Annotated in this window: 22 protein-coding genes and 1 tRNA gene; 11 read left to right on the top strand and 12 right to left on the bottom strand. The window is 71.4% G+C overall.

Annotation, left to right across the window (positions count from 1 at the left end):
- Positions 1–40 precede the first annotated feature (40 nt).
- The 3 genes from aroC to WFI16_RS13175 form a co-directional block, all read right to left on the bottom strand.
- Entirely contained in the window at positions 41–1,147 is a 1,107-nt protein-coding gene (aroC, locus tag WFI16_RS13185; protein ID WP_419898279.1) for a chorismate synthase, read from the bottom strand.
- Positions 1,148–1,221: 74 nt separating this feature from the next.
- Complete coding sequence (locus WFI16_RS13180; RefSeq protein ID WP_419898278.1) at positions 1,222–1,407, bottom strand: hypothetical protein; 186 nt, start codon at positions 1,405–1,407, stop codon at positions 1,222–1,224.
- Between the two features lie 115 nt (positions 1,408–1,522).
- Complete coding sequence (locus WFI16_RS13175; protein WP_419898277.1) at positions 1,523–1,687, bottom strand: DUF1127 domain-containing protein; 165 nt, start codon at positions 1,685–1,687, stop codon at positions 1,523–1,525.
- Positions 1,688–1,818: 131 nt separating this feature from the next.
- On the opposite strand from WFI16_RS13175, the gene WFI16_RS13170 reads away from it, so the two are divergent.
- On the top strand, positions 1,819–3,204 hold the full coding sequence (locus WFI16_RS13170; RefSeq protein ID WP_419898276.1) for an aminotransferase-like domain-containing protein: 1,386 nt from the start codon (positions 1,819–1,821) through the stop codon (positions 3,202–3,204).
- Between the two features lie 45 nt (positions 3,205–3,249).
- Positions 3,250–4,146 (top strand): ROK family protein, encoded by an 897-nt coding sequence (locus tag WFI16_RS13165; protein ID WP_419898275.1) that lies wholly within the window; start codon positions 3,250–3,252, stop codon positions 4,144–4,146.
- Positions 4,147–4,158: 12 nt separating this feature from the next.
- Here WFI16_RS13165 and WFI16_RS13160 read toward each other — a convergent pair whose 3' ends face one another.
- On the bottom strand, positions 4,159–4,437 hold the full coding sequence (locus WFI16_RS13160; protein ID WP_419898274.1) for a Nif11-like leader peptide family natural product precursor: 279 nt from the start codon (positions 4,435–4,437) through the stop codon (positions 4,159–4,161).
- A gap of 96 nt (positions 4,438–4,533) precedes the next feature.
- Here WFI16_RS13160 and WFI16_RS13155 point away from each other — a divergent pair, with 96 nt between their 5' ends.
- Positions 4,534–5,790: a DNA polymerase IV gene (locus WFI16_RS13155; protein WP_419898273.1), complete on the top strand. Its 1,257-nt coding sequence runs from the start codon at positions 4,534–4,536 to the stop codon at positions 5,788–5,790.
- Positions 5,791–5,794: 4 nt separating this feature from the next.
- Here the strand turns inward: WFI16_RS13155 and WFI16_RS13150 are convergent, their stop codons facing one another.
- Positions 5,795–6,469: a hypothetical protein gene (locus WFI16_RS13150; protein WP_419898272.1), complete on the bottom strand. Its 675-nt coding sequence runs from the start codon at positions 6,467–6,469 to the stop codon at positions 5,795–5,797.
- 237 nt (positions 6,470–6,706) lie between these two features.
- Between WFI16_RS13150 and kdgD the strand changes: the two genes are divergently transcribed.
- On the top strand, positions 6,707–7,642 hold the full coding sequence (gene kdgD, locus WFI16_RS13145) for a 5-dehydro-4-deoxyglucarate dehydratase (RefSeq protein WP_419898271.1): 936 nt from the start codon (positions 6,707–6,709) through the stop codon (positions 7,640–7,642).
- A gap of 44 nt (positions 7,643–7,686) precedes the next feature.
- Here the strand turns inward: kdgD and WFI16_RS13140 are convergent, their stop codons facing one another.
- Positions 7,687–8,445: an HpcH/HpaI aldolase family protein gene (locus WFI16_RS13140; protein WP_419898270.1), complete on the bottom strand. Its 759-nt coding sequence runs from the start codon at positions 8,443–8,445 to the stop codon at positions 7,687–7,689.
- 145 nt (positions 8,446–8,590) lie between these two features.
- Here WFI16_RS13140 and WFI16_RS13135 point away from each other — a divergent pair, with 145 nt between their 5' ends.
- The 5 genes from WFI16_RS13135 (at position 8,591) to WFI16_RS13115 (ending at position 14,478) form a co-directional block, all read left to right on the top strand.
- Positions 8,591–9,460: a dimethylarginine dimethylaminohydrolase family protein gene (locus tag WFI16_RS13135; RefSeq protein ID WP_419898269.1), complete on the top strand. Its 870-nt coding sequence runs from the start codon at positions 8,591–8,593 to the stop codon at positions 9,458–9,460.
- A complete protein-coding gene (locus WFI16_RS13130; protein WP_419898268.1) occupies positions 9,457–10,845 on the top strand; it encodes an FAD-binding oxidoreductase in 1,389 nt (462 codons plus the stop codon). The genes WFI16_RS13135 and WFI16_RS13130 overlap by 4 nt, the downstream gene beginning before the upstream one ends.
- Positions 10,846–11,156: 311 nt before the next feature.
- Positions 11,157–12,269, top strand: a complete 1,113-nt coding sequence (locus WFI16_RS13125) for a TRAP transporter substrate-binding protein (protein WP_419898267.1) — start codon at positions 11,157–11,159, stop codon at positions 12,267–12,269.
- A gap of 216 nt (positions 12,270–12,485) precedes the next feature.
- Positions 12,486–13,034 (top strand): TRAP transporter small permease subunit, encoded by a 549-nt coding sequence (locus WFI16_RS13120; protein WP_419898266.1) that lies wholly within the window; start codon positions 12,486–12,488, stop codon positions 13,032–13,034.
- 31 nt (positions 13,035–13,065) lie between these two features.
- Complete coding sequence (locus WFI16_RS13115; RefSeq protein ID WP_419898265.1) at positions 13,066–14,478, top strand: TRAP transporter large permease; 1,413 nt, start codon at positions 13,066–13,068, stop codon at positions 14,476–14,478.
- Between the two features lie 67 nt (positions 14,479–14,545).
- On the opposite strand, the gene WFI16_RS13110 is transcribed toward WFI16_RS13115, so the two are convergent.
- The 6 genes from WFI16_RS13110 to WFI16_RS13085 form a co-directional block, all read right to left on the bottom strand.
- The gene (locus WFI16_RS13110) at positions 14,546–15,670 is read right to left on the bottom strand and encodes an FAD-dependent oxidoreductase (protein WP_419898264.1); all 1,125 of its coding nucleotides are present in this window, start codon (positions 15,668–15,670) and stop codon (positions 14,546–14,548) included.
- Between the two features lie 101 nt (positions 15,671–15,771).
- Entirely contained in the window at positions 15,772–16,581 is an 810-nt protein-coding gene (locus WFI16_RS13105; RefSeq protein WP_419898263.1) for an aldose epimerase family protein, read from the bottom strand.
- Between the two features lie 5 nt (positions 16,582–16,586).
- Complete coding sequence (locus tag WFI16_RS13100; RefSeq protein ID WP_419898262.1) at positions 16,587–17,429, bottom strand: NAD-dependent epimerase/dehydratase family protein; 843 nt, start codon at positions 17,427–17,429, stop codon at positions 16,587–16,589.
- 34 nt (positions 17,430–17,463) lie between these two features.
- Positions 17,464–18,762, bottom strand: coding sequence for a TRAP transporter large permease (locus tag WFI16_RS13095; RefSeq protein ID WP_419898261.1), 1,299 nt, complete (start codon positions 18,760–18,762; stop codon positions 17,464–17,466).
- Positions 18,763–18,767: 5 nt separating this feature from the next.
- Positions 18,768–19,274 (bottom strand): TRAP transporter small permease, encoded by a 507-nt coding sequence (locus WFI16_RS13090; protein WP_419898260.1) that lies wholly within the window; start codon positions 19,272–19,274, stop codon positions 18,768–18,770.
- A 102-nt stretch (positions 19,275–19,376) separates the two neighbouring features.
- Positions 19,377–20,357: a TRAP transporter substrate-binding protein gene (locus WFI16_RS13085; protein ID WP_419898259.1), complete on the bottom strand. Its 981-nt coding sequence runs from the start codon at positions 20,355–20,357 to the stop codon at positions 19,377–19,379.
- A 169-nt stretch (positions 20,358–20,526) separates the two neighbouring features.
- On the opposite strand from WFI16_RS13085, the gene WFI16_RS13080 reads away from it, so the two are divergent.
- Entirely contained in the window at positions 20,527–21,888 is a 1,362-nt protein-coding gene (locus tag WFI16_RS13080) for an amidase (protein WP_419898258.1), read from the top strand.
- Positions 21,889–22,012: 124 nt separating this feature from the next.
- Positions 22,013–22,089, top strand: a tRNA-Arg gene (locus WFI16_RS13075).
- The last annotated feature ends 401 nt before the right edge of the window (positions 22,090–22,490 follow it).

The following is a 22,490-nucleotide window of genomic DNA, read 5'->3' as shown; positions in this document are numbered from 1 at the left end:
GCTACCGGGGTGTGAACCTCTGATCAATTCCTTGTCAGGGTCAGTTCCGGGGCAGGCGCGGGGTCAAGGGCGCCTCCGGATTCTGCGCGCGCTGGCGCAGCAGGTGATCGGCCAGGACGCAGGCCAGCATCGCCTCGCCCACCGGCACGGCGCGGATGCCGACGCAGGGGTCGTGGCGGCCCTTGGTCAGCACCTCGACCTCCTGGCCGAAGCGGTCGACCGAGCGGCGCGGCACCAGGATCGAGGAGGTCGGCTTCACCGCGAAGCGCACCACCACCGGCTGGCCGGTGGAAATGCCGCCCAGGATGCCGCCGGCATGGTTGGAGAGGAACTCGACCAGGCCATCGGCGCCCATGCGCATCTCGTCGGCATTGCCCTCGCCATCGAGGGCGGCGCTGGCGAAGCCCTCGCCGATCTCGACGCCCTTGACCGCGTTGATGCTCATCAGCGCGGCGGCCAGGTCGGCGTCCAGCTTCCCGTAGAGCGGCGCGCCGAGGCCGACGGGCACGCCCTCGGCCACCAGCTCGACCACGGCGCCCAGGCTGCTGCCGGCCTTGCGGGTGGCGGCCAGCTTCTCCTCCCAGGCGGCGACGGCGGTCGGGTCGGGGCAGAAGAAGGGATTGCCGTCCACCGTCGCCCAGTCGAAGCGGGCGCGGTCGATGCCGAGCGGCCCCATCGCGACCATGGCGCCGCGGATCACCACGCCCTCGCCGAGCACCTTGCGGGCGATGGCGCCGGCGGCGACGCGCACCGCCGTCTCGCGCGCGCTGGAGCGGCCGCCGCCGCGATAGTCGCGCACGCCGTATTTCAGGTGATAGGCCAGGTCGGCATGGCCGGGGCGGAAGCGGTTCTTGATGTCGCCATAGTCGCGCGAGCGCTGGTCGGTGTTCTCGATGATGAAGCTGATCGGCGTGCCGGTGGTCAGCCCCTCGAAGACGCCGGAGAGCAGGCGGACCTCGTCGGCCTCCTGGCGCTGCGTCACGAACTTGCTCTGCCCCGGGCGGCGCTTGTCCAGGAAGGGCTGGATATCGGCCTCGCTCAGCGCGATGCCGGCCGGGCAGCCATCGACCACGCCGCCGATCGCCGGGCCGTGGCTCTCGCCCCAGCTGGTGACGCGGAAGAGATGGCCGAAGCTGTTGTGCGACATGGGGGGACACCGGCGGCGGGAATGGGCCGCCGGTTATGCTCGAAGCCGCGGCAAAAGGCCAATCGCGGCGCGGGTTATTCCCCGGATTGCGCCGGCTTGCGCTGCCGGCCGGGGAAGACGTCGACCGGCCCGCCCAGCGTGCTGGCCAGCTCGTTCATCTCGCCCGGCTGCACCTCGCCCGGTGGGATCGGGTTCTCGACGCTACCACTGGCGCGCTCCTGCGGCGCGGGGGCTTTGTCCTTCGGGGATTTGTCGGCCATGGGCTGTCTCCTTGCTGTGCGGGGAGTCAACCCGGGGTGGGGGACGAGGTTGCGGGACAGCAGGGGCCGCGCGGCCGACCGGCCGATGGAGGATGATGGGCCGCGCCGCGCCGCCCTATTCCCAGAAGGCCTTCCGGGCTTCCTGAGCCGCTTCATGCGGCGTCAGGCCAATGTCGCGCAGCCGCTCGGGCGGCAGTTCCGACAGCCAGGCGCGGCTGGCCGAGCGGCGGTGCCAGAGCACCAGCCGGGCCCAGAGGCGCGGCAGCGGCGCCCGGGGCAACAGATTGATCCGATCAATTCGGAAAATTGCTCCGAGCATTGGCGGGGCTTCCTGGTGTTATGTGAGGCAATCAATTGCATGCCCCGAGATTTCGCTTCAACCGAAGCATTGCTCTCGGTACAATTATCCGCATGACCGATTTCCGCGACCTGGCTGACGGCCTGATCTCCGAGCTCACCGCCGATCTGGTCGCCGGGCGGCGCCGGCCGGGCGAGCGGCTGCCGCCGAGCCGCGACTATGCGCATGCCCGCGGCATCGCGCCCTCCACCGCCAGCCGGGTCTATGCCGAGCTGGTGCGGCGCGGCGTGACGGTGGGGGAGGTCGGGCGCGGCACCTTCCTGCGCGCCGGGCTGAGCGCTGGCGCCGGGCCGCTGCCGGGCCTGCCCGGCCTGCCGGCGCGGGAGACCGAGCCGGCCGGCATCACCGACCTGGAGGTGAATTTCTCCGTCCTCGCCGGGCAGGAGGCGCTGTTGGCGCCGGGCCTGGCGCGGCTGGCCGATCCGGCGGCGCTGCTGGACGCCTTGCAGCGCGGCGAGGCGCGCGGCACCGGCGCGGCGCGGCAGGCGGTGGCCGGGCTGCTGGCGCGCGACGGCTGGGCGCCGCAGCCGGAGGACCTGCTGTTTGCCGGGCGCGGGCAGCAGGCGCTGGCGGCGGTCTTCGCCGCGCTGCTGCGGCCGGGCGACCGGCTGGGGATGGAGGCGATGACCTATCCGCTGGCCAAGGGCATGGCGCTGCGGCTCGGGCTGCAGCCGCAGCCGATCGCCATGGACGAGCACGGGCTGCGCCCCGATTCGGTGCTGGCGGCGCACCGGGCGCATCCCTTCCCGCTGCTCTACCTGCAGAGCGAGCTGCACAACCCGCTGGGCCACAGCATGCCGGTCGGGCGCCGGGCGGAACTCGCCGCGGTGCTGCGCCAGCTCGACATCCTGGCGGTGGAGGATGCGGTCTACAGCTTCCTCGCCCCCGACGCGCCGCCGCCGCTGGCCGCGCATGCGCCGGAGCGGGTGGTGCTGGTCGACAGCCTGTCGAAGCGGGTGGCGCCGGGGCTGACGCTGGGCTTCCTGGTGGCGCCGCCCGCGCTGCGGATGCGGCTGGCGGCCTCGCTGCGGCTGGGCGGCTGGACGGCGGGCAGCTTCGTGCTCGCCGTCGCCACCGCCTGGCTGGAGGATGGCAGCATCCGCGAGCTGCAGCGCCGCAAGCAGGCCGATGGCGCGGCGCGCAACGCGCTGGTGCGCGCGGTGCTGGGCAGTGCCGGCCTGGCGCTGCAGGGCGATCCGCGCGCCTATCACCTGTGGCTGACGCTGCCCGGCCATTGGCGGGCGGAGACCTTCGTCGCCGCGGCGGCGCGGCGGCGCATCGCCGTCTCGCCGGCCGCCGAATTCGCCGTGGTGCCGGGGCATGCGCCGGATGCGGTGCGCCTCGCGCTGGCCTCGCCGCCGGAGACGGCGCTGCGCCCGGCGCTGGAGCTGCTGCGCGACCTGGCGCTGGCCGGGCCGGAGACCGGCGCGATCGGCTGAGCGGCCCCTTGCCGCCGGTCAGCCGCGGCGGCAGTGTCCGGCGCCATGCGCATCGGCATCGATCTCGGCGGCACCAAGACGGAAATCGTGGCTCTCGACGACGGGGGCGCGGTGCGGCTGCGCCGCCGCACGCCGACGCCGGGCGATTATGACGGCATCATCGCCACCCTGGCCGGGCTGGTCGAGGCGGCGTCGGGCGAGCTCGGCCTGCCGCTGCCGCGGCTGGGCGTCGGCATTCCCGGCAGCCTCAGCCCGGCCAGCGGCCTGGTGCGCAACGCCAACACGCAATGCCTGAACGGCCGGGCGCTGGACCGCGACCTCGCCGCGCGGCTCGGGCGCCAGGTGCGCGTCTCCAACGACGCCAATTGCCTGGCGCTGTCGGAGGCGGCGGATGGCGCCGGCGCCGGATACGGCACGGTCTTCGCGGTGATCCTCGGCACCGGGGTCGGCGCCGGGCTGGTGGTGCAGGGCCGGCTGATCGAGGGGCTGAACCGCGTCGCCGGCGAATGGGGCCATACCCCGCTGCCCTGGTCGATCCCCGGCGAGGAGCATCCCGGCCCGCGCTGCTGGTGCGGATTGCAGGGCTGCCTGGAGACCTTCCTCTGCGGTCCGGCCCTGGCGGCCGACTGGAAGGGAGAGGGCCAGCGCGACGCCGGCGGCATCGAGGAAGCGGCGGCGGCCGGCGATGCGCGGGCGGCGGCGGCGCTGCAGCGCCATGCTTCGCGGCTGGCGCGCGCCCTGGCGGCGACGGCCAACCTGCTGGACCCGGAGGTGGTGGTGCTGGGCGGCGGCCTGTCCAACCTGCGCGGGCTCTATGCGACGGTGCCGGCGCTGCTGCCGGACTATGTCTTCGGCGATGTCGCGCGGATCCGGCTGGTGCCGGCGCGGCATGGCGATTCCTCCGGGGTCTTCGGCGCGGCGCGGCTCTGGGAGGCCGGCTGAGCCGGCGCGCCGTCAGCCCGCCGGCTGGCGGCGCGGGGACAGGCCGCGGAGCAGGCGGCTGAACAGCGCGGCGCTGCCGCCCCGCAGCCGCTTCAGCGCGCGGTCCTGCAGCGCCTCCGGTTCGGAGGGCGGGCGCGGCGCCAGGTCGCAGGCCTCGACCTGGTAGCCGCGGCGCCGCAGCAGGGCGGCGGTGGCTTCCGCATCGGCCGGGCGGGCCTCGGCCAGGACGTGGCGCAGGGCCGGATCCTGGGCCAGATCATGGGCGAAGCGGGCGATCTCGGCACGCGACATGGGCAGCTCCGGCGGGACGGCGGGGCGGGTGGTTAATGTTTCTTATACGTATCGAAAAAACGCAAGGGGGGTCGGCTGCGCTATGCTGGCGGCGCCATGACCGCGCTGTGCCGCGACTGCCTGCTCCACGAGGCGACCCTGCCGCCTGCCTGCCCGCGCTGCGGCAGCCGGCGGGTGCTGCGGCATGATTCGCTGGCGCGGCTGTCGATCGCCCATGTCGACTGCGACGCCTTCTTCGCCAGTGTCGAGAAGCGCGACCGGCCCGAGCTGCGCGCCCGCCCGGTGATCGTCGGCGGCGGCCGGCGCGGCGTGGTGGCGGCCTGCTGCTACCTGGCGCGGATCCGCGGCGTGCGCTCGGCCATGCCGATGTTCAAGGCGCTGGCGCTCTGCCCGGATGCCGAGGTGATCAAGCCCGACCACGCCAAGTACAGCGCCGCGGGACAGCAGATCCGCGCGCTGATGGAGGCGCTGACGCCGCTGGTGCAGCCGCTGTCGATCGACGAGGCGGTGCTCGACCTGTCGAGCACCGAGGCGCTGCACAAGGCGCCGCCCGCCGCGGTGCTGGCCGGCTTCGCGCTGCGGGTCGAGAAGGAAATCGGCGTCACCGTCTCGGTCGGGCTGGCGGCGAACCGGCTGCTGGCGAAGCTGGCGGTCGAGCGCGACAAGCCGCGCGGCTTCGCCGTGATCGGCGCCGAGGAGGCGGCCGCCGTGCTGGCGCCCGAGCCGGTCGGCGTGCTGCCCGGCGTCGGCCCGGTGCAGGTGCGGCGGCTGCAGGCGCTGGGTTTTCTCACCCTTGGCCAGCTGCAGGGGCTGAGCCCGCGCGAGGCCGCCCGGCGGCTGGGGGAGGAGGGTCCGAAGCTCGCCGCGCGGGCCCGCGGCGAGGATGACCGGCCGGTGCAGCCGGGGCGCGAGGCGCGCTCGGTCAGCGCCGAGACCACCTTCGACCAGGACCTGTCCGATGTCGCGGCGCTGGAGGCGCCGCTGTGGCGGATGTGCGAGAAGCTGGCGCGCCGGCTGCAGGCGCAGGACCTGGCCGCCGGCGGGGTGGTGCTGAAGCTGAAGACTGGCGGCTTCGCGATCCGCAGCCGGCACGTCCGGCTGGCGGCGCCGAGCCGGCTGCCCGACACGCTGTTCGCCGCGGTGCGGCCGCTGCTGGCGCGGGAGGCCGATGGCACCGCCTTCCGGCTGATCGGCATCGGCGCGCAGCCGCTGCTGCCCGGCGCCCAGGCGGACCAGGGCGACCTGGTCGATCCCGAGGCGCCGAAGCGCGCCGCGCGCTGGGCGGCGGTGGAGGCGCTGCGCGCCCGCTTCGGCGACAAGGCGGTGATGCGCGGCCGCAGCCTGAAGAGCTAGAGGATCACCATTCCGCGCTGGCGCGGGGGCGGAAATAGGGGGCGGCGGTCATGGTCAGCCGCAGCTCCAGCTTCACGCCATGCTCGGTGACCTGCAGGCTTTTCGCCGCGCTGGCCGGGATCGGGATGCCGGCGCCGATGCAATAGGCGATCAGCGTGGCGCCGAGGCCGGGGGTGGTTACCACCACCTCGCCGCTGCGGCCGCCGGGGCCGAAGCGGAAGCGCACCGACTGGCTGTCGGTCAGCATCTCGGCGCCGGTGACATCCTCGATCGGCAGGCGCAGCCGGTCGCGGCCGCAATGGTGCAGCGCCTGGCAGAGCAGCGTCGGATGGAACAGCAGCACGCGGTGCTCGCGCAGCAGCGGCGGCTGCCGCGGCTCGGCGGGCAGGCCGTTCAGCGGCACCGGCGGCGGCAGGGCCGCGGCGGGCGGGGCAGCGCCGCGGGAATTGGCCAGGCCGGCGCCCTGAGTCACCCCGGGCTGGGCATTGGGATTGGGCAGGCTGGCGCCCTGGCGCAGGGGCTGGTTCGGCGCGGCCGCCAGGCCGGCCGGCCCGGCCGTCGCCGGCCGGGGCGGCACCAGGATGGCGGTGTCGGCGCCGCCGGACGTCCCCGCCCCGTTGTCGAGGGAGAGTTCGGGCCCGAAGGCCGTCGTCGGCGCGGCGGACGCGGCAGCGGCCACCGCGGCGTCGTCGGGCTGCAGGGCCCAGCGTCGCGGCCGGCCTGAGGGCGGAGCGGGAGGAAGGTCGGTCACGGCGAGCGGAGGCTCAAGTGGTGATGTAAACGAATTGTTAATTACGGCCGGCGGAGGCGGCAAGGCCCGTTCACATCACCGATAGACGATATTCTGGTAAGATGTATGATGACCTGACAGCCGGCAGGTCTCTGCCGGCGCCACGGCAGGAGGAGAAGAAGACCCATGCCCCTGATGACCCCGGACGCGATGGCAAAGCAGATCGGCAGCGGGCTGCTGTCCTTCCCGGTGACGCATTTCAACGCCGAGCTCGGCTTCGATGAGGCGCGCTATCGCCAGCACGTGTCCTGGCTGCTCGAGCATGGCCCGGCCGGCCTGTTCGCCGCCGGCGGCACCGGCGAGTTTTTCTCTCTGTCGCCGTCCGAGGTGTCCACGGTGGTCAAAGCGGCAGTGGCCGAGACCGCCGGTCGGGTGCCGGTGATCGCGCCCTGCGGCATGGCGACGCCGATCGCCAAGGAGCTGGCGCAGGCGGCCGAGGCGGCCGGCGCCGACGGGCTGCTGCTGCTGCCGAACTACCTGGTCAATTCCGAGCAGGCGGGGCTGGCCGCGCATATCGAGGCGGTGTGCCGAAGCACGAAGCTCGGCGTCATCGTCTACAACCGCGACAATGCGATCCTGAACGAGGACACGCTGGCCGGGCTGTGCGAGCGCAATCCGAACCTGGTCGGCTTCAAGGACGGCGTCGGCGATATCGAGCTGATGACGCGGGTCTATGCCAAGCTGGGCGACCGGCTGACCTATGTCGGCGGGCTGCCGACCGCCGAGACCTTCGCGCTGCCCTATCTCGAGATGGGCGTGACCACCTATTCCTCGGCGATCTTCAACTTCGTGCCGGCTTTCGCCATGGAGTTCTACAAGGCGGTGCGGCGGCAGGACCGCGCGGCGGTGTATCAGGGCCTGCGCGATTTCGTGCTGCCCTATATCGCCATCCGCAACCGCAGGAAGGGTTATGCGGTCTCGATCGTGAAGGCGGGCTGTGCCGCGGTGGGCCGTCCGGCCGGCCCCGTGCGCGCGCCGCTGGTCGACCTGGCCCCGGCCGAGCTGGCCGAGCTGGAGGCGCTGATCGCCGGCGTTTCCGGTGGCCTGCGCGCCGCCGCTTAACGGATGTGGGGGTCCGGGGGCATTCAATGCCCCCGGATTCTTGCCTAGCCTTTGGCGGTCGCCACGGCCGCGCGCGCGGCCGTCAGCATCAGCCCCGAATCGTTCATGATGGTGACCAGCTTGAAGCCCATGCCGATCATCCGCTTGGCATAGGGGGCCGAGCCGTTGTGGATGCCGACCGCCTGGTTGCGCTTGCCGGTTTCCTTCAGCAGGCGCTCGTAGATCTTCAGCACTTCCGGCTCTTCCCGGTCGAGCTTCGGCGCCAGGCCGAGCGACAGGCCGAGGTCGGAGGGCCCGACATAGATGCCGTCGACGCCCGGCGTGTCGAGGATGGCTTCCAGGTTGTCCAGCGCCTGCTTCGTCTCGATCATCGGCAGGACGGCGATGTCCTTGTTGGCCGTGTCGAAATAGGAGCCGGCCTCGCCATAGATGCCGGCGCGGATCGGGCCGAAGGAGCGGGTGCCCTCGGGCGGGTAGCGGCAGGCGGAGACCAGGGCGGCGGCCTGTTCGGCGGTGTTCACCATCGGGCAGATCAGCCCCATGGCGCCGGCGTCCAGCACCTTGCCGATGATGCCCGGCTCGTTCCACGGCACGCGCACCATGGGCGTCACGCCATGCGGCTGCATGCCCTGGAAGCAGGCGACGGCGGAGAGGTAGTCCTGGACGCCATGCTGCATGTCGACGGTCAGGCTGTCGAAGCCGGACTGGGCCATGACCTCGGCGCTGAAGCCACTCGGGATGGCCAGCCAGCCATTGACCACGGCGCGACCTTGCGCCCAGGCCTCTTTCACCTTGTTCACCATTGTAATTCCATTTCCTCCGGACGGGCGGGAGGGAAACGCTATGCCTGTGCCCGGGGGGCGTCAACGCAAGGGCCGGCGGTTTTCCGGGGGGCGGCGGCCCTCACGACCCCTGGCTCCGCGCCCGCGGCAGGCGTAGTTTCGCGGCATGTCGAACTGGCGCGTCGCTTCCGAAACCGGGGTGCTCACCGAGGTGCTGGTCTGCCCGCCGGACCATTACCGCTGGATACCCACCAACAGCATCGTCCGCCGGACCCTGTCCGAGGCGCGGCAGGGCCCGGCGCTGCCGCACCTCCAGGCGCAGCATGCCGAGCTGGTCGCGGCCCTGGAGCAGGGCGGCGCGCGGGTGCACCGGCTGACGCCGGCGCCGCATCTGCCCTACATGGTCTATACCCGCGACAGCGTGGTGGTGACGCATCGGGGACCGGTGCTCTGCCAGCTGGAGCGCCCGCAGCGCCGCGGCGAATATGCAACGCTGATCGACTTCCATGCCGGGCATGACAGCGCCTTCTGGCGCAAGTCGGATGCCGGGACGCTGGAAGGCGGCGACATCCACATCATCCGCCCCGGCCTGGCGCTGATCGGCCATTCGGGCGGCCGCACCGACGAGGAAGGCGCCGAGCAGCTGGCCGGCTGGCTGCGCGGCGAGGGCTGGGAAGTCCGCCTCGAGGCCTTCGACGAGCATTTTCTGCATCTGGACGTGCTGTTCTGCATGGCCGCCCCCGGCCTGGCCGTCGCCTGCGTCGAGGTGCTGGACGACGACTTTCTGGCCTGGCTGAAGCGGCACGGCATCCGCTGCCTGCCCGTCTCCTACCGCGACGCCATGCAGCTCGGCTGCAACATCATCGCGCTCGGCCGCGACCGCGTCGTCTCGGCCGCCGGCAGCACCGCGCTGAACGCCGCGCTGCGCGCCGAGGGGCTGACCGTGCTCGACCCCGACCTGTCGCTGTTCACCCTGGGCGGTGGCGGCCCGCATTGCCTGACCTGCCCGCTGGCGCGGGAAGAGGAACACCCATGACCATCGACACTCCCCCGCTCGACGCCGTGCTGGCCGCGGCCCGCGCCTTCCTGGGCGACCGGCTGACCACCAACGCCGCCATCCGCGAGCAGCATTCCAAGGGCGAGGACGCCAACCCGCCGGTGCTGCCCGATGCCGTCGCCTTCGTCGAGACGACCGAGGAAGTCTCCCGCCTTCTGGCGCTGTGCAACAGCCATGGCATCCCGGTGACCCCCTTCGGCGCCGGCACCAGCCTGGAGGGCCACGTCGTGCCCGTGCAGCGCGGCATCAGCCTGGACCTGTCGCGCATGACGGCGATCCTCGAGGTCAATGCCGAGGACATGGACTGCCTGGTCGAGCCGGGCGTCAGCCGCCACCAGCTGAACGACTACCTCCGCGACCAGGGGCTGTTCTTCCCGGTCGACCCCGGCAGCCATTGCAGCCTGGGCGGCATGGTCGCCACCCGCGCCAGCGGCACCAACGCCGTGCGCTACGGCACCATGCGCGAGGCGACGCTGGGCCTCGAGGTGGTGCTGGCCGATGGCCGCGTCATCCAGACCGGCGGCCGCACCCGCAAGTCGGCCAATGGCTATGACCTGACGCGCCTGTTCGTCGGTTCCGAAGGCACGCTCGGCGTGGTGACCAAGGTGCGGCTGCGGCTGCAGGGCATCCCGGAGGCGACCACCGCCGCCGTCTGCCAGTTCGACAGCCTGGCCGCCGCCGTCGAGACGGTGATCATGACCATGCAGGCCGGCATCCCGGTCGCCCGCATCGAGCTGGCGGATGCCGACCAGATGCGCGCCTCCATCGCCTATTCCAAGCTGGCCTTCGCGCCGCTGCCGACGCTGTTCCTGGAATTCCACGGCAGCCCCAGCGGCGTGCGCGAGCAGGCCGAGGCGGTCGAGGCACTGGCGCAGGAGATGGGCGGCCGCGGCTTCGCCTGGGCCGAGGACGCGGAAGCCCGCAGCAAGCTGTGGAAGGCGCGGCACGACGCCTGGTGGGCGGCCAATGCGCTCTATCCGGGCTGCCGCGGCATCACCACCGATGTCTGCGTGCCCATCTCCCGCCTGGCCGAGGCCATCGTCCATGCCAAGGAGACGGCGGTGGAGATGGGCCAGAACACCTGCATCGTCGGCCATGTCGGCGACGGCAATTTCCACTGCGTCATCCTCTTCCCCGCCGACGACCCGCAGGGGCTGCAGAAGGCCTGGGAGCTGGACCGCCGCATCGTGGCGCAGGGCCTGGCGCTGGGCGGCACCTGCTCCGGCGAGCACGGCATCGGCCTGGGCAAGCGGGAGTTCCTGGTCGAGGAGCATGGCGCCGACGTGCTGGACGTGATGCGCGGGCTGAAGGCCAGCCTGGATCCGAAGGGCATCCTGAATCCCGGAAAGCTTTTCTTCAACTGAAGAGAAGAGAGGGACAGGCCAGCGGAATAGACGGCCCGACGGCCGCGCGACCTTCGAGGTCGCGCCTGATGTGGCTCGTGGCGATGCGCTGGTCCCGTCACGGCCGGTGATAAGAGAAGATGATGGGGGTTTGGGGGAAGAATTCATTCTTCCCCCAATCTTGGCTGGAGCAGCCGTTCTCCTGAACTATCGGTAACGAATCATCCCCCTCCCGGCAACGTTCCGCGGATGACAAACCCTTGGGGTTGCCGGAAAATGCCGCCATTCCGGGGCGGCAAGCCGCCGGAGGTCCAAGGGAGCCAAGGATACCGATGATCCGTCGCCGTTTGCTGGCGGGGGGTGCCGTCGCCGGCACCACCGCCCTGGCTGCCAGCCTGTCCACTCCCGCCATCGCGCAGACGGCCCCCGAGGTCCGCTGGCGCCTGGCCAGTTCCTTCCCGCGCTCGCTCGACACCATCTGGGGCGCCGGCGAGCATGTCGCCAAGCGGGTGGCGGCGCTGACCGACAACAAGTTCCAGATCCGCGCCTTCCCGGCCGGCGAGCTGGTCCCCGGCCTGCAGGTGGCGGATGCCGTGCAGAACGGCACCATCGAATGCGCCCATACCGCGTCCTATTATTTCGTCGGCAAGGACCCGACCTTCGCCTTCGACGGCGCGGTGCCCTTCGGCCTGAACATGCGCCAGACCAATGCCTGGCTGCAGCAGGGCGGCGGCCGCGACGTGATGAAGGACTTCTTCGCCACCTACAACATGGTCTCCATCCCGGCCGGCAATACCGGCGCGCAGATGGGCGGCTGGTTCCGCAAGGAGATCAAGACCGTCAAGGACCTGGAGGGGCTGAAGTTCCGCGTCGGCGGCTTCGCCGGCAACGTGCTGCAGAAGCTCGGCGTGGTGCCGCAGCAGATCGCCGGCGGCGACATCTATCCGGCGCTGGAGAAGGGCACGATCGACGCCGCCGAATGGATCGGCCCCTATGACGACGAGAAGCTGGGCTTCAACCGGGTCGCCCCCTTCTACTACTATCCCGGCTGGTGGGAGGGCTGCCTCAACCTGTCGCTGTTCGTGAACAAGGCGAAGTTCGAGGAGCTGCCGCCGCTCTACCGCGAGGTGCTCGAGAGCGCCTGCCGCGACGCCACCATCGAGACCATGGCCAAGTACGACGTGCAGAACCCGCCGGCGCTGCGCCGGCTGATCGCCGCCGGCACCCAGCTGCGGCCCTTCCCGCGCGAGGTCATGCTGGCCAGCTACAAGGCCGCCTTCGAGCTCTATGACGAGACCGCGGCGAAGAACCCGACCTTCAAGAAGGTCTTCGAGCACTGGAAGGCCTTCCGCGAGGTCCAGTACGGCTGGTTCCGGGTGGCCGAGAATTCCTTCGACCAGTTCGTCTACGGCATGTACGGGCAGGAGGCCCAGACCAGGCGCTGAGGCCGCCGCGGCGACGTCACCAGGGTGACGTCCTGGCGGTGAGATCCTGGCGGTGACATCCTGACAGGCGGGACCACGGCCTCGCGATCCTGCCTGTCATTCCGGCGCGGCTTTGCTAAAAGCGGCCCGCCCAGGGCCGTCCTGGCAATAATCGGTGGCGGGGCCGGCCCCGCCGCCGCCTTTTCTTTCTCGTACCCCTTGGGAGGACCCCGACGCATGGGTGCCCTGCTTGGCTTCAGTCGGGTGATGGACCGGATCAGCGGCGTCTTCGGCGTCATCGCCTATTGGCTGGTGCTGCTGGCCTGCGTGACCAGCGCCGGCAATGCCGTGGTCCGCTACGGCATCAGCTACTCCTCGAACGCCTGGCTGGAGGTGCAGTGGTACTTCTTCGCCGGCATCGTCATGCTCGGCGCGGCGCCGACCCTGATGCGCAACGAGCATGTCCGCGTCGACCTGGTCTTCGGCAATCTCTCGCCGCGCGCGCGGCTCTGGGTCGATGTCTTCGGGCTGGTGCTGTTCCTGCTGCCGGCCATGGGGCTGATGGCCTGGATGACCTGGCCCTTCTTCCTCGACAGCTGGCAGCGCATGGAGGAGTCCTCCAACGCCGGCGGCCTGATCCGCTGGCCGGTGAAGCTGGTCCTGCCGATCGGCTTCCTGCTGATCTGGCTGCAGGGCCTGGCGGAGCTGATCAAGCGGGTCGCCCTGTTGCGCGGCATCCAGCCGGCTTCGGAAGTGGTGGTCGAATACCACCGCCCCGACCAATGATCCGCAACCGCAAGCCGGAAGTCTCCCTCTGATGATCACCCTCGAGATGATGCCGCCGCTGATGTTCGGCGGCCTCGTCGTGTTCCTGCTGATCGGCTTCCCGGTGGCCTTCTCGCTCGCCGCGGTCGGGCTGTTCTTCGGCTTCCTGTCGATCGAGCTGGGCTTCTTCACCTCGGCCTATCTGGGCAACCTGCCGTTCCGCGTCTTCGGCATCATGTCGAACGAGCTGCTGCTCTCCATACCCTTCTTCACCCTGATGGGGGCGGTGCTGGAACGCTGCGGCCTGGCCGAGGACCTGCTGGAAGGCACCGGCCAGCTGTTCGGCAAGATCCCGGGCGGCCTGGCCGTCGCCGTCGTCCTGGTCGGCGCGGTGCTCGGCGCCATCACCGGCACGGTCGCCGCCTCGGTCATCGCCATGGGCATGATCTCGCTGCCGGTCATGCTGCGCTACGGCTACGACATGCGGATCGCGACGGGCGTCATCGCCGCCTCCGGCACCATCGCGCAGCTGATCCCGCCCTCGCTGGTGCTGATTCTGCTGGGCGACCAGCTCGGCAAGAGCGTCGGCGACATGTATGCCGGCGCCATCGGCCCCTCGATGCTGCAGATCTCGCTGTTCCTGCTGTTCATCGCCGGCGTCGCCATCTTCCAGCCGCACCGCGTGCCGCCGCTGCCCGCCGAGGCGCTGGGGCCGCGCGGCTGGCCGCTCTACTGGCGCGTCGCCAAGGGCATGGTCCCTTCGATCGTGCTGATCTTCCTGGTCCTCGGCACCATCTTCCTGGGCCTGGCGACGCCCACCGAGGCCGGCGCCATGGGCGCCTGCGGCGCCATCCTGCTGGCCGCCATCAACCGCCGCCTGACCTGGTCGCTGATGCGCCAGGCCATGGAGAACACCATGCGGCTGACCGCCATGGTGATCTTCATCCTGGTCGGCTCCACGGTGTTCAGCCTGGTCTTCCAGGGCGTCGACGGCTCGATCTGGATCGAGCACCTGCTGTCGCACCTGCCGGGCGGCCAGACCGGCTTCCTGATCTTCGTCAACATCTTCATCTTCTTCCTGGCCTTCTTCCTCGATTTCTTCGAGATCGTCTTCATCGTGGTGCCGCTGCTGGCGCCGGTGGCCGCCAAGCTGGACATCAACCTGGTCTGGTTCGGCGTGCTGCTCTGCGTGAACCTGCAGACCAGCTTCATGCACCCGCCCTTCGGCTTCGCGCTCTTCTACCTGCGCGGCGTGGCGCCGAAGGAAGTGCGCACGGCTGATATCTACTGGGGCGCCATCCCCTGGGTCTGCATGCAGCTCGTGCTGGTCGCGGTGGTCATCTTCTGGCCGGAAAGCGTGACCTACTGGCTGGACAAGGGCACCGGGGTGGACCCGAGCAGCGTGGTCATCGACGTGCCGATGCCGGACATGCCGTCAGACGACGCGCCGCTGATCTTCAAGTAAGCCCTGGGGAGGCGCTGCCTCCCCAGACCTCTGCGCCGGGGGCCCTGAAGGCCCCCGGACGCCCGCGTCAGCCGATGCCCCGTGAGGCTTCGGCGACAGGCAGGGCCCGGCCGGCGGCCCAGCCGGCGCGCGACAGCCGGTCCTCGCCCCCCACCGCCAGGCCGAGCAGCGGGCCGAACTTGAAGCCATGGCCGGAGAAACCGCTCATCACAAGGGCGCGGTCGCCGAGCGGCTCGAGGATGAAGCGCTCTTCCGGCTCGACATCGTAGTAGCAGGCGCGGGCGCCGAGGATGCGGTAGTCCGCCGCGTCGCGCAGCCGCGGGCGGACCAGCGCCATGATGCCCTCGATCTCCGCGGGGGTGGGCGTGCGGGAATCGCGCTCCGCATCGCCCTGCCGGGAAAACCGGTGGTCGCCGACCTTCAGCGCGGTGCCGGCGACGGGGGGCACGGCGTAGAAGCCGCCATCGGTCGCGAGATCCAGCACCATCGGCGCGGCGTCCCAGCCGGCGCGGTGCGCCGGCGGCGGCTCCAGATAGACGACGATCTGGCGGGAGGCGGTGACGCGCCCGGCGAGGCCGGGCAGGAAGCGCGGCGTCCAGGGGCCGGCGGCGATGACCAGCAGGTCGGCGGCCATCTCGGTGCCGTCCTCCAGCGTCAGGCGGGCGCGGGCGGGGTCGGCCTCCGTCGCGCGGCCGCGGCGGAAGGTGACGCCGCGCCGCCGCAGCAGCGCGGCCAGCGCGGCGACGATGCGGTTGGCGAGCAGCACGCCGCCGGTTTCCATGTGGAAGGCGTCGCCCACCCCGCCGGCGCGCAGCATCGGGAAGCGCGCCTCCAGCGCCGCCGCGCCGAGATCGGCGAAGGCATGGCCATCCCCGGCCAGGCTGGCGCGGCTTTCCGGCAGCCAGCCGCCGCCGGCATCGCCCAGCGCCAGCACGCCGGTGGGCACATAGAGCCGCTCGTCCAGCTCGGCCCAGAGCAGGTCCCAGGCGGCATAGGCCTCGTCCACCATGCGCATGTAGCCGCGCTCCGCCCCATAGGCGTGGCGGATCAGCCGGTGCTCGTCGACGCTGGCGCCGCGCGGGTTGGGGATGTCGTCCTGCTCGACGACCGTGACGGACCAGCCGGCGCGGCTGAGCCCCCAGGCGGCGGAGAGGCCCATGATCCCGGCCCCGAGGACAAGCGCGTGTTTCATGGCCCGACAGTGTGGCGCCGGAGCTTCCCGACGCAAGCGTCCCGCGCCCGAGTGTCAGCGCGCGGCAGCACGGACAGAAGGAAGAAGGGGTCCAGGGGAATTCATTCCCCTGGCCTTGCTTCGATCGTGATCCGTCCTGCCAGGGTCTGGCCCGGCTGAACGACGTGCATCCGCCCGAAGTCGGGCCGGTTGATGGCGTTGGGCGGGTGGCTGACCGGCTCGAGGCAGAGCACCGGCGTCTCGTTCGGCGCGAAGAGCTGCAGGTTGCGCGACCAGGCGCCGGTGGCGGCGAGGGTGATCGCGTGGTCGGGCGTGGTGAAGCGGGCCGTGCCGGTCCAGCCGGTGAAGTGGCGGTCCTTACCGAGCCAGTCTTCCGGCCGTGCCGGCGCGGCGGCGACGGGCAGGCCGCGCCGGTCGGTGACGAGCTGGCTGTCGGCCTGCAGCGCCAGCCGCGTGCCGGGCGGGCGGTGGAACCAGGGGTGCCAGCCGATGCCGAGCGGGCAGGGGCGGTCGCCGGTGTTGCGGAGCGACAGCGCCAGGGTGACGCCGTCCCCGGCCAGCGCGATGTCGAGGCGGGCGGCGATGTCGAAGGGCGCGGCCCGCAGCGACTGGGTCAGCACCGCATGGGAGGGGCCGGCATCGGCCAGGTCCCAGGGGTTCTCGCGGAGCAGGCCGTGCAGCGCATTGCCCTCGTCCGGCCGGTTGATCGGGAAGCGGTGATCCGGCCCGAAGGCGCCGCCATCGAGGCGGTTGGTCCAGGGCGCCATCCAGAAGGCGCCGGCGCGGGTGGCATTGGGGTCGGCGCCTTCCAGCGGGCGCAGCACCGGGCGCCCGTGAAAGTCGAGCCGCGCGAAGGCGGCGCCGCGCCCGGGCAGGATCAGGGCGGACCAGGGGCCCGCCCGGAGGAGCAATTCGCTCAATCGAGCGCGAAGGCGTCGCGCGGGCTGGGCTTGGCGCGGCTGTAGTCGTTGGCGCAATAGGCGCCGCCCTGGTAGCGCTCGGCGACCGGGTTGCCGGAGAAGATCTTGCCCACCTTGTGGCGGAAGGCCTCGGCGGTATCGACCGGCTCCCAGCCGATGCGGGCGCGATGGTCGGCACCCCAGTAGCTGGCCGGGTTGTTGCTGGCGCCCCAGACCACGGCATGGCCGATCTTCGGCGCCTCGAGGAAGGCGAGGCAGAGCCGCGCCAGGTCGTCGAAGGACAGCCAGGTGGAGAGCATGCGGGCGTCGACCGGCTCGGGGAAGCAGCTGCCGATGCGGACGTTGAGGTTCTCGATGCCGTGCTTGTCCCAGTAGAGCCGGCCCATCAGCTCGCCATAGGCCTTGGACAGGCCATAGAAGCTGTCGGGGCGGAAGGAGCCGGGGGCCTCGAGCTTCGGCTCGCCCGGCGCAGGGCGGCTGTGGAAGCCGATGCTGTGGTTGGAACTGGCGAAGAGCACGCGGGCGCCAGCGCGGCGGGCGGCCTCGTAGACGTGGTAGAGGCCGCGGATATTCGGGTCCATCACCTCCTCGAAGGGGCGGTCGACCGAGATGCCGCCGAAATGCAGGATCGCCTGGCAGTCATCAGCGATGCGCAGCATGGCGGCCTCGTCGCCGAGGTCGGTGGTGACGAATTCGGCGCCGGCCGGCAGGTCGTCCGGGAAGGCCTTGATGTCGGACAGGCGCAGCCGGTAGCCGCGCGCCGAGAGGGCGGCCGCCAGCATGCGGCCGAGATTGCCGGAAGCCCCCGTCACCAGGACGGGTTTTTTCGAGACGGTCATGATGGCGGTCCGATCCTCGGGGTCATAGCCGCGGCTATTGGCCGTAGCCCAGCAGCAGCCGCGGCAGCGTCAGCGAAACAGCAGGCCAGTAGGTGGTCAAGGCCAATGCCACCAGGATTGCGCCGTAGAAGGGCCAGATGCCCTTCATGGTCTGCTCCATGCGGATCTTGCCGATGGCGCAGCCGACGAAGAGCACGGCGCCGACCGGCGGCGTGGTCAGACCAAGGCCCAGATTCATCATCATCACCATGCCGAACTGCACCGGGTCCATGCCCAGCGCCTGCACCACGGGGAGGAAGATCGGCGTGGTGATCAGGATCAGCGCCGCCATGTCCATGACGCAGCCGAGCAGCAGCAGCGCCAGGTTGATCAGCAGCAGGATGACCACCGGGTTGTCGCTGATCGCCAGCATGCCCCGGGTCAGCATGTCGGCGAAGTTGTAGAGCGCCAGCAGATAGGCGAAGGCGGTGGCGGTGCCGACCAGCAGCATCACCACGGCGGTGGTGCGGACCGAGGCGGCCAGGGCGATGCGGAAGCTTTCCCAGGTCAGGCCGCGATAGACCAGCAGCGTCGCCAGCACCGCCCAGATGGCGCCGAAGGCGGCCGATTCGGTGACGGTGAAGACGCCGCCCAGCACGCCGCCCAGGATGATGACGCCGGTCATCAGCCCCGGCAGGGCGTCGAGGAAGGTCATGAAGAGGTGGCGGAAGCCCTGCCAGGGCTCGGCCGGGTAGCCGCGCCGCACCGCCAGCACATAGGCGGCGACCGCCAGGCAGGCGCACATGATGATGCCGGGCACGATGCCGGCGAAGAACAGCGCCGAGACCGAGATGCCACCGCCCGCCGCCAGGCTGTAGAGGATCATGTTGTGGCTGGGCGGGATCATGATGCCGGCGATCGAGGCGGTGACGGTCACGTTCACCGCATAATCGGTGTCGTAGCCCTTCTGCTTCATGGCCGGGATCAGCACGGTGCCGAGCGCCGAGGCATCGGCCACCGCCGAGCCGGAGATGCCGCCGAACAGCATGGAGGCGGCGACATTGACCATGCCGAGGCCGCCGCGCATCCAGCCCACCATGCCGGCGGCGACCGCGATCAGCCGGCGGGCGATGCCGCCATGCATCATGATCTCGCCGGCGAAGATGAAGAAGGGGATGGCGAGCAGGGAGAACATGCTCATCCCCGCGGTCATCTGCTGGAACACCACGGCCGGGCTGATGCCTTCCCAGAGGAAGCCGGCCAGCGCCGCCAGCCCCAGGGTGAAGGCCACCGGCACGCCCATGATGATGCCGCCGAAGAAGACGGCGAAGAGGATGATCAGGCCAAATTCCACGCGGGCTACTCCAGGGACAGCGCCGGACGCGCCTCGGTATGGTCTCGGCGCAGCGCCAGCAGCGCCTGCTCGACCGCGAAGAGGAAGGTGAGGGCGCCGCAGACCATCAGCGGCACGTAGCTCCAAACCTGGCTGATGCCGAGCAGCGGGATGCGGATGCCCTGGCTGGTCTGCACCAGCTCCCAGGACCACCAGGCCATGGCCAGGCCGAACAGGCCGACACCGATGTCGGAGGCGATCTCCACCACTCGGCTGAGGCCGGGCGGCATCGCCTCGCGGAAGCCGAGGACGGAGAGGTGGAAGCGCTCGCGCACGCCGACGGCGGCGACCGGCAGCACGATCGAGACCACGATCAGCGTCGCGGCCCGTTCCACCCAGGTCGGCGTGTCGTTCAGGACATAGCGGCCGAAGACCATCCAGCCGGTGATGGCGACCAGCCCCACCATGGCAATGGCCGCCAGCAGGATGACCAGCCTGGCCAGCCCGTCCAGCAGGCGGGAAAAGCTTCTCATGGGCACAGGGCTCCGGGCGCGGCACGCGCTGGGCAGAAGGGCATGCGGGAGAGGCGGCGGGCCTGCGGCGCGGTGGCCGCACGCCCGCCAGGTCGGCTCAGCTCAGCGGGTCTCGCGGATGCGCGCCACCAGCGCCGCCATGCGCGGATCGGCGGCGTACTTGTCGTAGACCGGCTTCATCAGCGCGGCCCAGGGGGCGCGGTCGGTGACCTCGGTGACCACCGTGCCGGCGGCGACGACGCGGTCGCGCGACTGCGTCTCGCGCTCGGCCCAGAGCTGGCGCTGGAAGGTGGCGCTCTCCCGCGCGGCGGCGCGCAGCATCGCCTTGTCGGCGTCGTTCAGCCGGCGCCAGCGCGTGGCGGAGACCGCCAGCACCTCGGGCACGTTGGAGTGCTCGGTGGTCAGGTAGTACTTGGCGACCTCGAAGTGGCGGGCGCTCTCATAGGTCGGCCAGTTGTTCTCGGCCCCGTCCAGCACGCCGGACTGCAGGCTGGTATAGACCTCGCCATAGGGCAGCGGCGTCGGGTTGGCGCCCAGCGCCCGGATCAGGTCGATCCACAGATCCGAGGTCTGCACGCGGATCTTCATGCCGCGCAGGTCCTCGACCGCGCGCACCGGGCGGCGGGTGTAGAGGCTGCGCGCGCCGGCGTCGTACCAGGCCAGCGGCACGATGCCGACCTTCTCCAGGTCGGCGGCGATCTCGTCGCCGATCGGCCCGTCCAGCACGGCGTGCAGATGCGCGACGTCGCGGAACAGGAAGGGCAGGGTGAGCACCTGGGTCGAGGCGGCCAGGTTGTTCAGCGGGCTCAGGTTGAACTCGGCGAAGTCGATCGAGCCGAGGCGCATCTGCTGGATGGCCTCGTCCTGCTGGCCGAGCTGCGCCGAATGGTAGGGGCGCAGCCGGATGCGGTTGTTGCTGCGCTGCGCGACCAGCTCGGCGAAGCGGTCCAGGCCGCGCGAGACCGGATAGTCGGGCGGATGGATGTTCCAGCCGCGCCATTCCTGCGCCTGGGACGGGGTGGCGGTCCAGCCGAGCACCGCCATGGTGGCCGCGGCCACCCAATTCATAAGACGTCGGGTCATCATACCTCCCAATTCGTGCTTGTTCGTTTCGCCAAGCCTGCGCCCGAAGCCCGGCGGCTGTCAAACGCTCTGTCGCCCGCCGGTCCGCGGGCGCCGGGCCGGGCGCCCTTGCCGAGCGGCGAGCCGCGCCGCAGCATGGAAGCCGCTTTTCTGCCAGGCCGGATGCCCCATGTCCCAGATCGATCCCTCCTCGCTGCCCGCCGCCGCCAGGGCCCTCGCCGCCGGCCAGACCAGCGCCGTCGCCCTGGCCGAGGCGGCGCTGGCCCGCATCAACGACCCGGCCGGCGAGGGCGCCCGCGCCTTCGTCGCCGTGCAGGCCGAGGCGGCGCTGGCCACGGCGCGCGCCATGGACGCGCTGCGCGCCGTGGGCCGGGCGCCGAGCCCCTGGGCCGGCATCCCGATCACGGTGAAGGACCTGTTCGACCAGGAAGGCATCCCCACCCGCGCCGGCGCCGCCGTGCTGGCCGAGGCGCCGCCGGCGACCGCCACCGCGCCGGCGGTGGCGCGGCTGCAGCGCGCCGGCTTCGTCGTGCTGGGGCGCACCAACATGGTGGAATTCGCCTTCAGCGGGCTGGGGGTGAACCCGCATCACGGTACGCCGCGCTCGCCCTATGACCGCGCCACCGGCCGCCTGCCCGGCGGCTCCTCCTCCGGCGCCGCGGTGGCGGTGGCGGACGGGATGGGGCTGGCGGGGCTGGGCTCGGACACCGGCGGCTCCTGCCGGGTGCCGGCGGCGCTCTGCGGCATCGTCGGCTACAAGCCGACCTCGAAGCGGGTGCCGCTCGCCGGCGTGCTGCCGCTGTCGCCGAGCCTCGACAGCATCGGGCCGCTGGCCAACAGCGTCGCCTGCTGCAGCGTGCTGCACGCGCTGATGGCGGGCGCCGAGGAGGCTTCCCCCCCGCCGGTGCGCCCGGTGGCGGGGCTGCGCTTCGGCATCCCGGAAGGCACCTTCCTGTTCGACGGGCTGGAGCCGGCGGTGGCCGCCGCCTTCGAGCGCGCGGTGTCCCGCCTGGCCGCGGCCGGCGCCTTCATCGAGCGCTTCGCCTTTCCGGAACTCGCCGAGATTCCGGCGGCGAATGCCAAGGGCGGCTTCGCGGCGGCGGAATCCTATGCCTGGCACCGGGCGCTGATCGCCAGGGCGCGGGACGGCTACGACCCGCGGGTGCTGTCGCGCATCCTGCGCGGCGCCGAGCAGGATGCCGCCGACTACCAGCAGCTGCTGGCCAGCCGGGCGCGGATCATGGCCGCGGCCGTGGCGCGGACGGCGGGCTACGACGCCGTGCTCTGCCCGACCGCGGCGCTGACGCCGCCGCCGATCGCGGCGGTGGCGGAGGAGGCGGAGTATGGCCGCATCAACCTGCTGCTGCTGCGCAACACGGCGGCCTTCAACTTCCTCGACCGCTGCAGCATCAGCCTGCCCTGCCACGCGCCGGGCGAGGCGCCGGTCGGGCTGATGCTGAGCGGCGCCTTCGACGGTGACGCCGCGCTGTTCGGCGTGTCGGCGGCGGTGGAGGCCGTGCTGAAGGGCTGATGCCCCGACGAAGCGACGGCCAGGGGCGGGTCGCGGGCTCGCCCCCCGTCGCGCCGGGCAGGGTTAGGCCCGTTTTCCGGGGCTTCCCATCCCGCCCGCATCCGGGTAAAGAAGCCGGCGGCGAGGACCCGTAGCTCAGCTGGATAGAGCGTTGCCCTCCGAAGGCAAAGGTCGTACGTTCGAATCGTATCGGGTCCGCCAAATTTTTCAGTGACTTAGCCGCCTCAATCGCTCTCCTGACCAGAGTCACCGGAGAGTCACGAGATGAGGGGCGTCACCGCAGCGGCCCTTCGCTGCCAATCCACCTTTCCGCGAATCGTCCCAAGCGGCCCGCGCGCCGTTTCAGGCTCCAGGCTTGCCAGGCGTCATGGCGGGCCGGACCGATGGCCGTGCGGTGTCCTTGCTCCTGCCAGCATGGCCACTTTGAACCTTGGTGCTGCTGGTGTCCTGTCCGGAACGGGCGCAAGCCTGTTCGGCGTCACGGCAGCGTCGCCGCCTCGCGCTGTTTCGGGGGTGAGGCGGGCGGTTTCCGCCCGCGAGGGGAAGGGCGGCATCTCGAACGGCACAGAGCTCAGATCCCCCGCGTAGGCGGTGCCCCTGCC

This window comes from Roseomonas sp. USHLN139, from assembly GCF_037145735.1.
In the GTDB taxonomy this organism is placed as follows: domain Bacteria; phylum Pseudomonadota; class Alphaproteobacteria; order Acetobacterales; family Acetobacteraceae; genus Pseudoroseomonas.
Note: the sequence above shows the minus strand (reverse complement) of the source record. Positions and strands in the feature narration are given on the sequence as shown.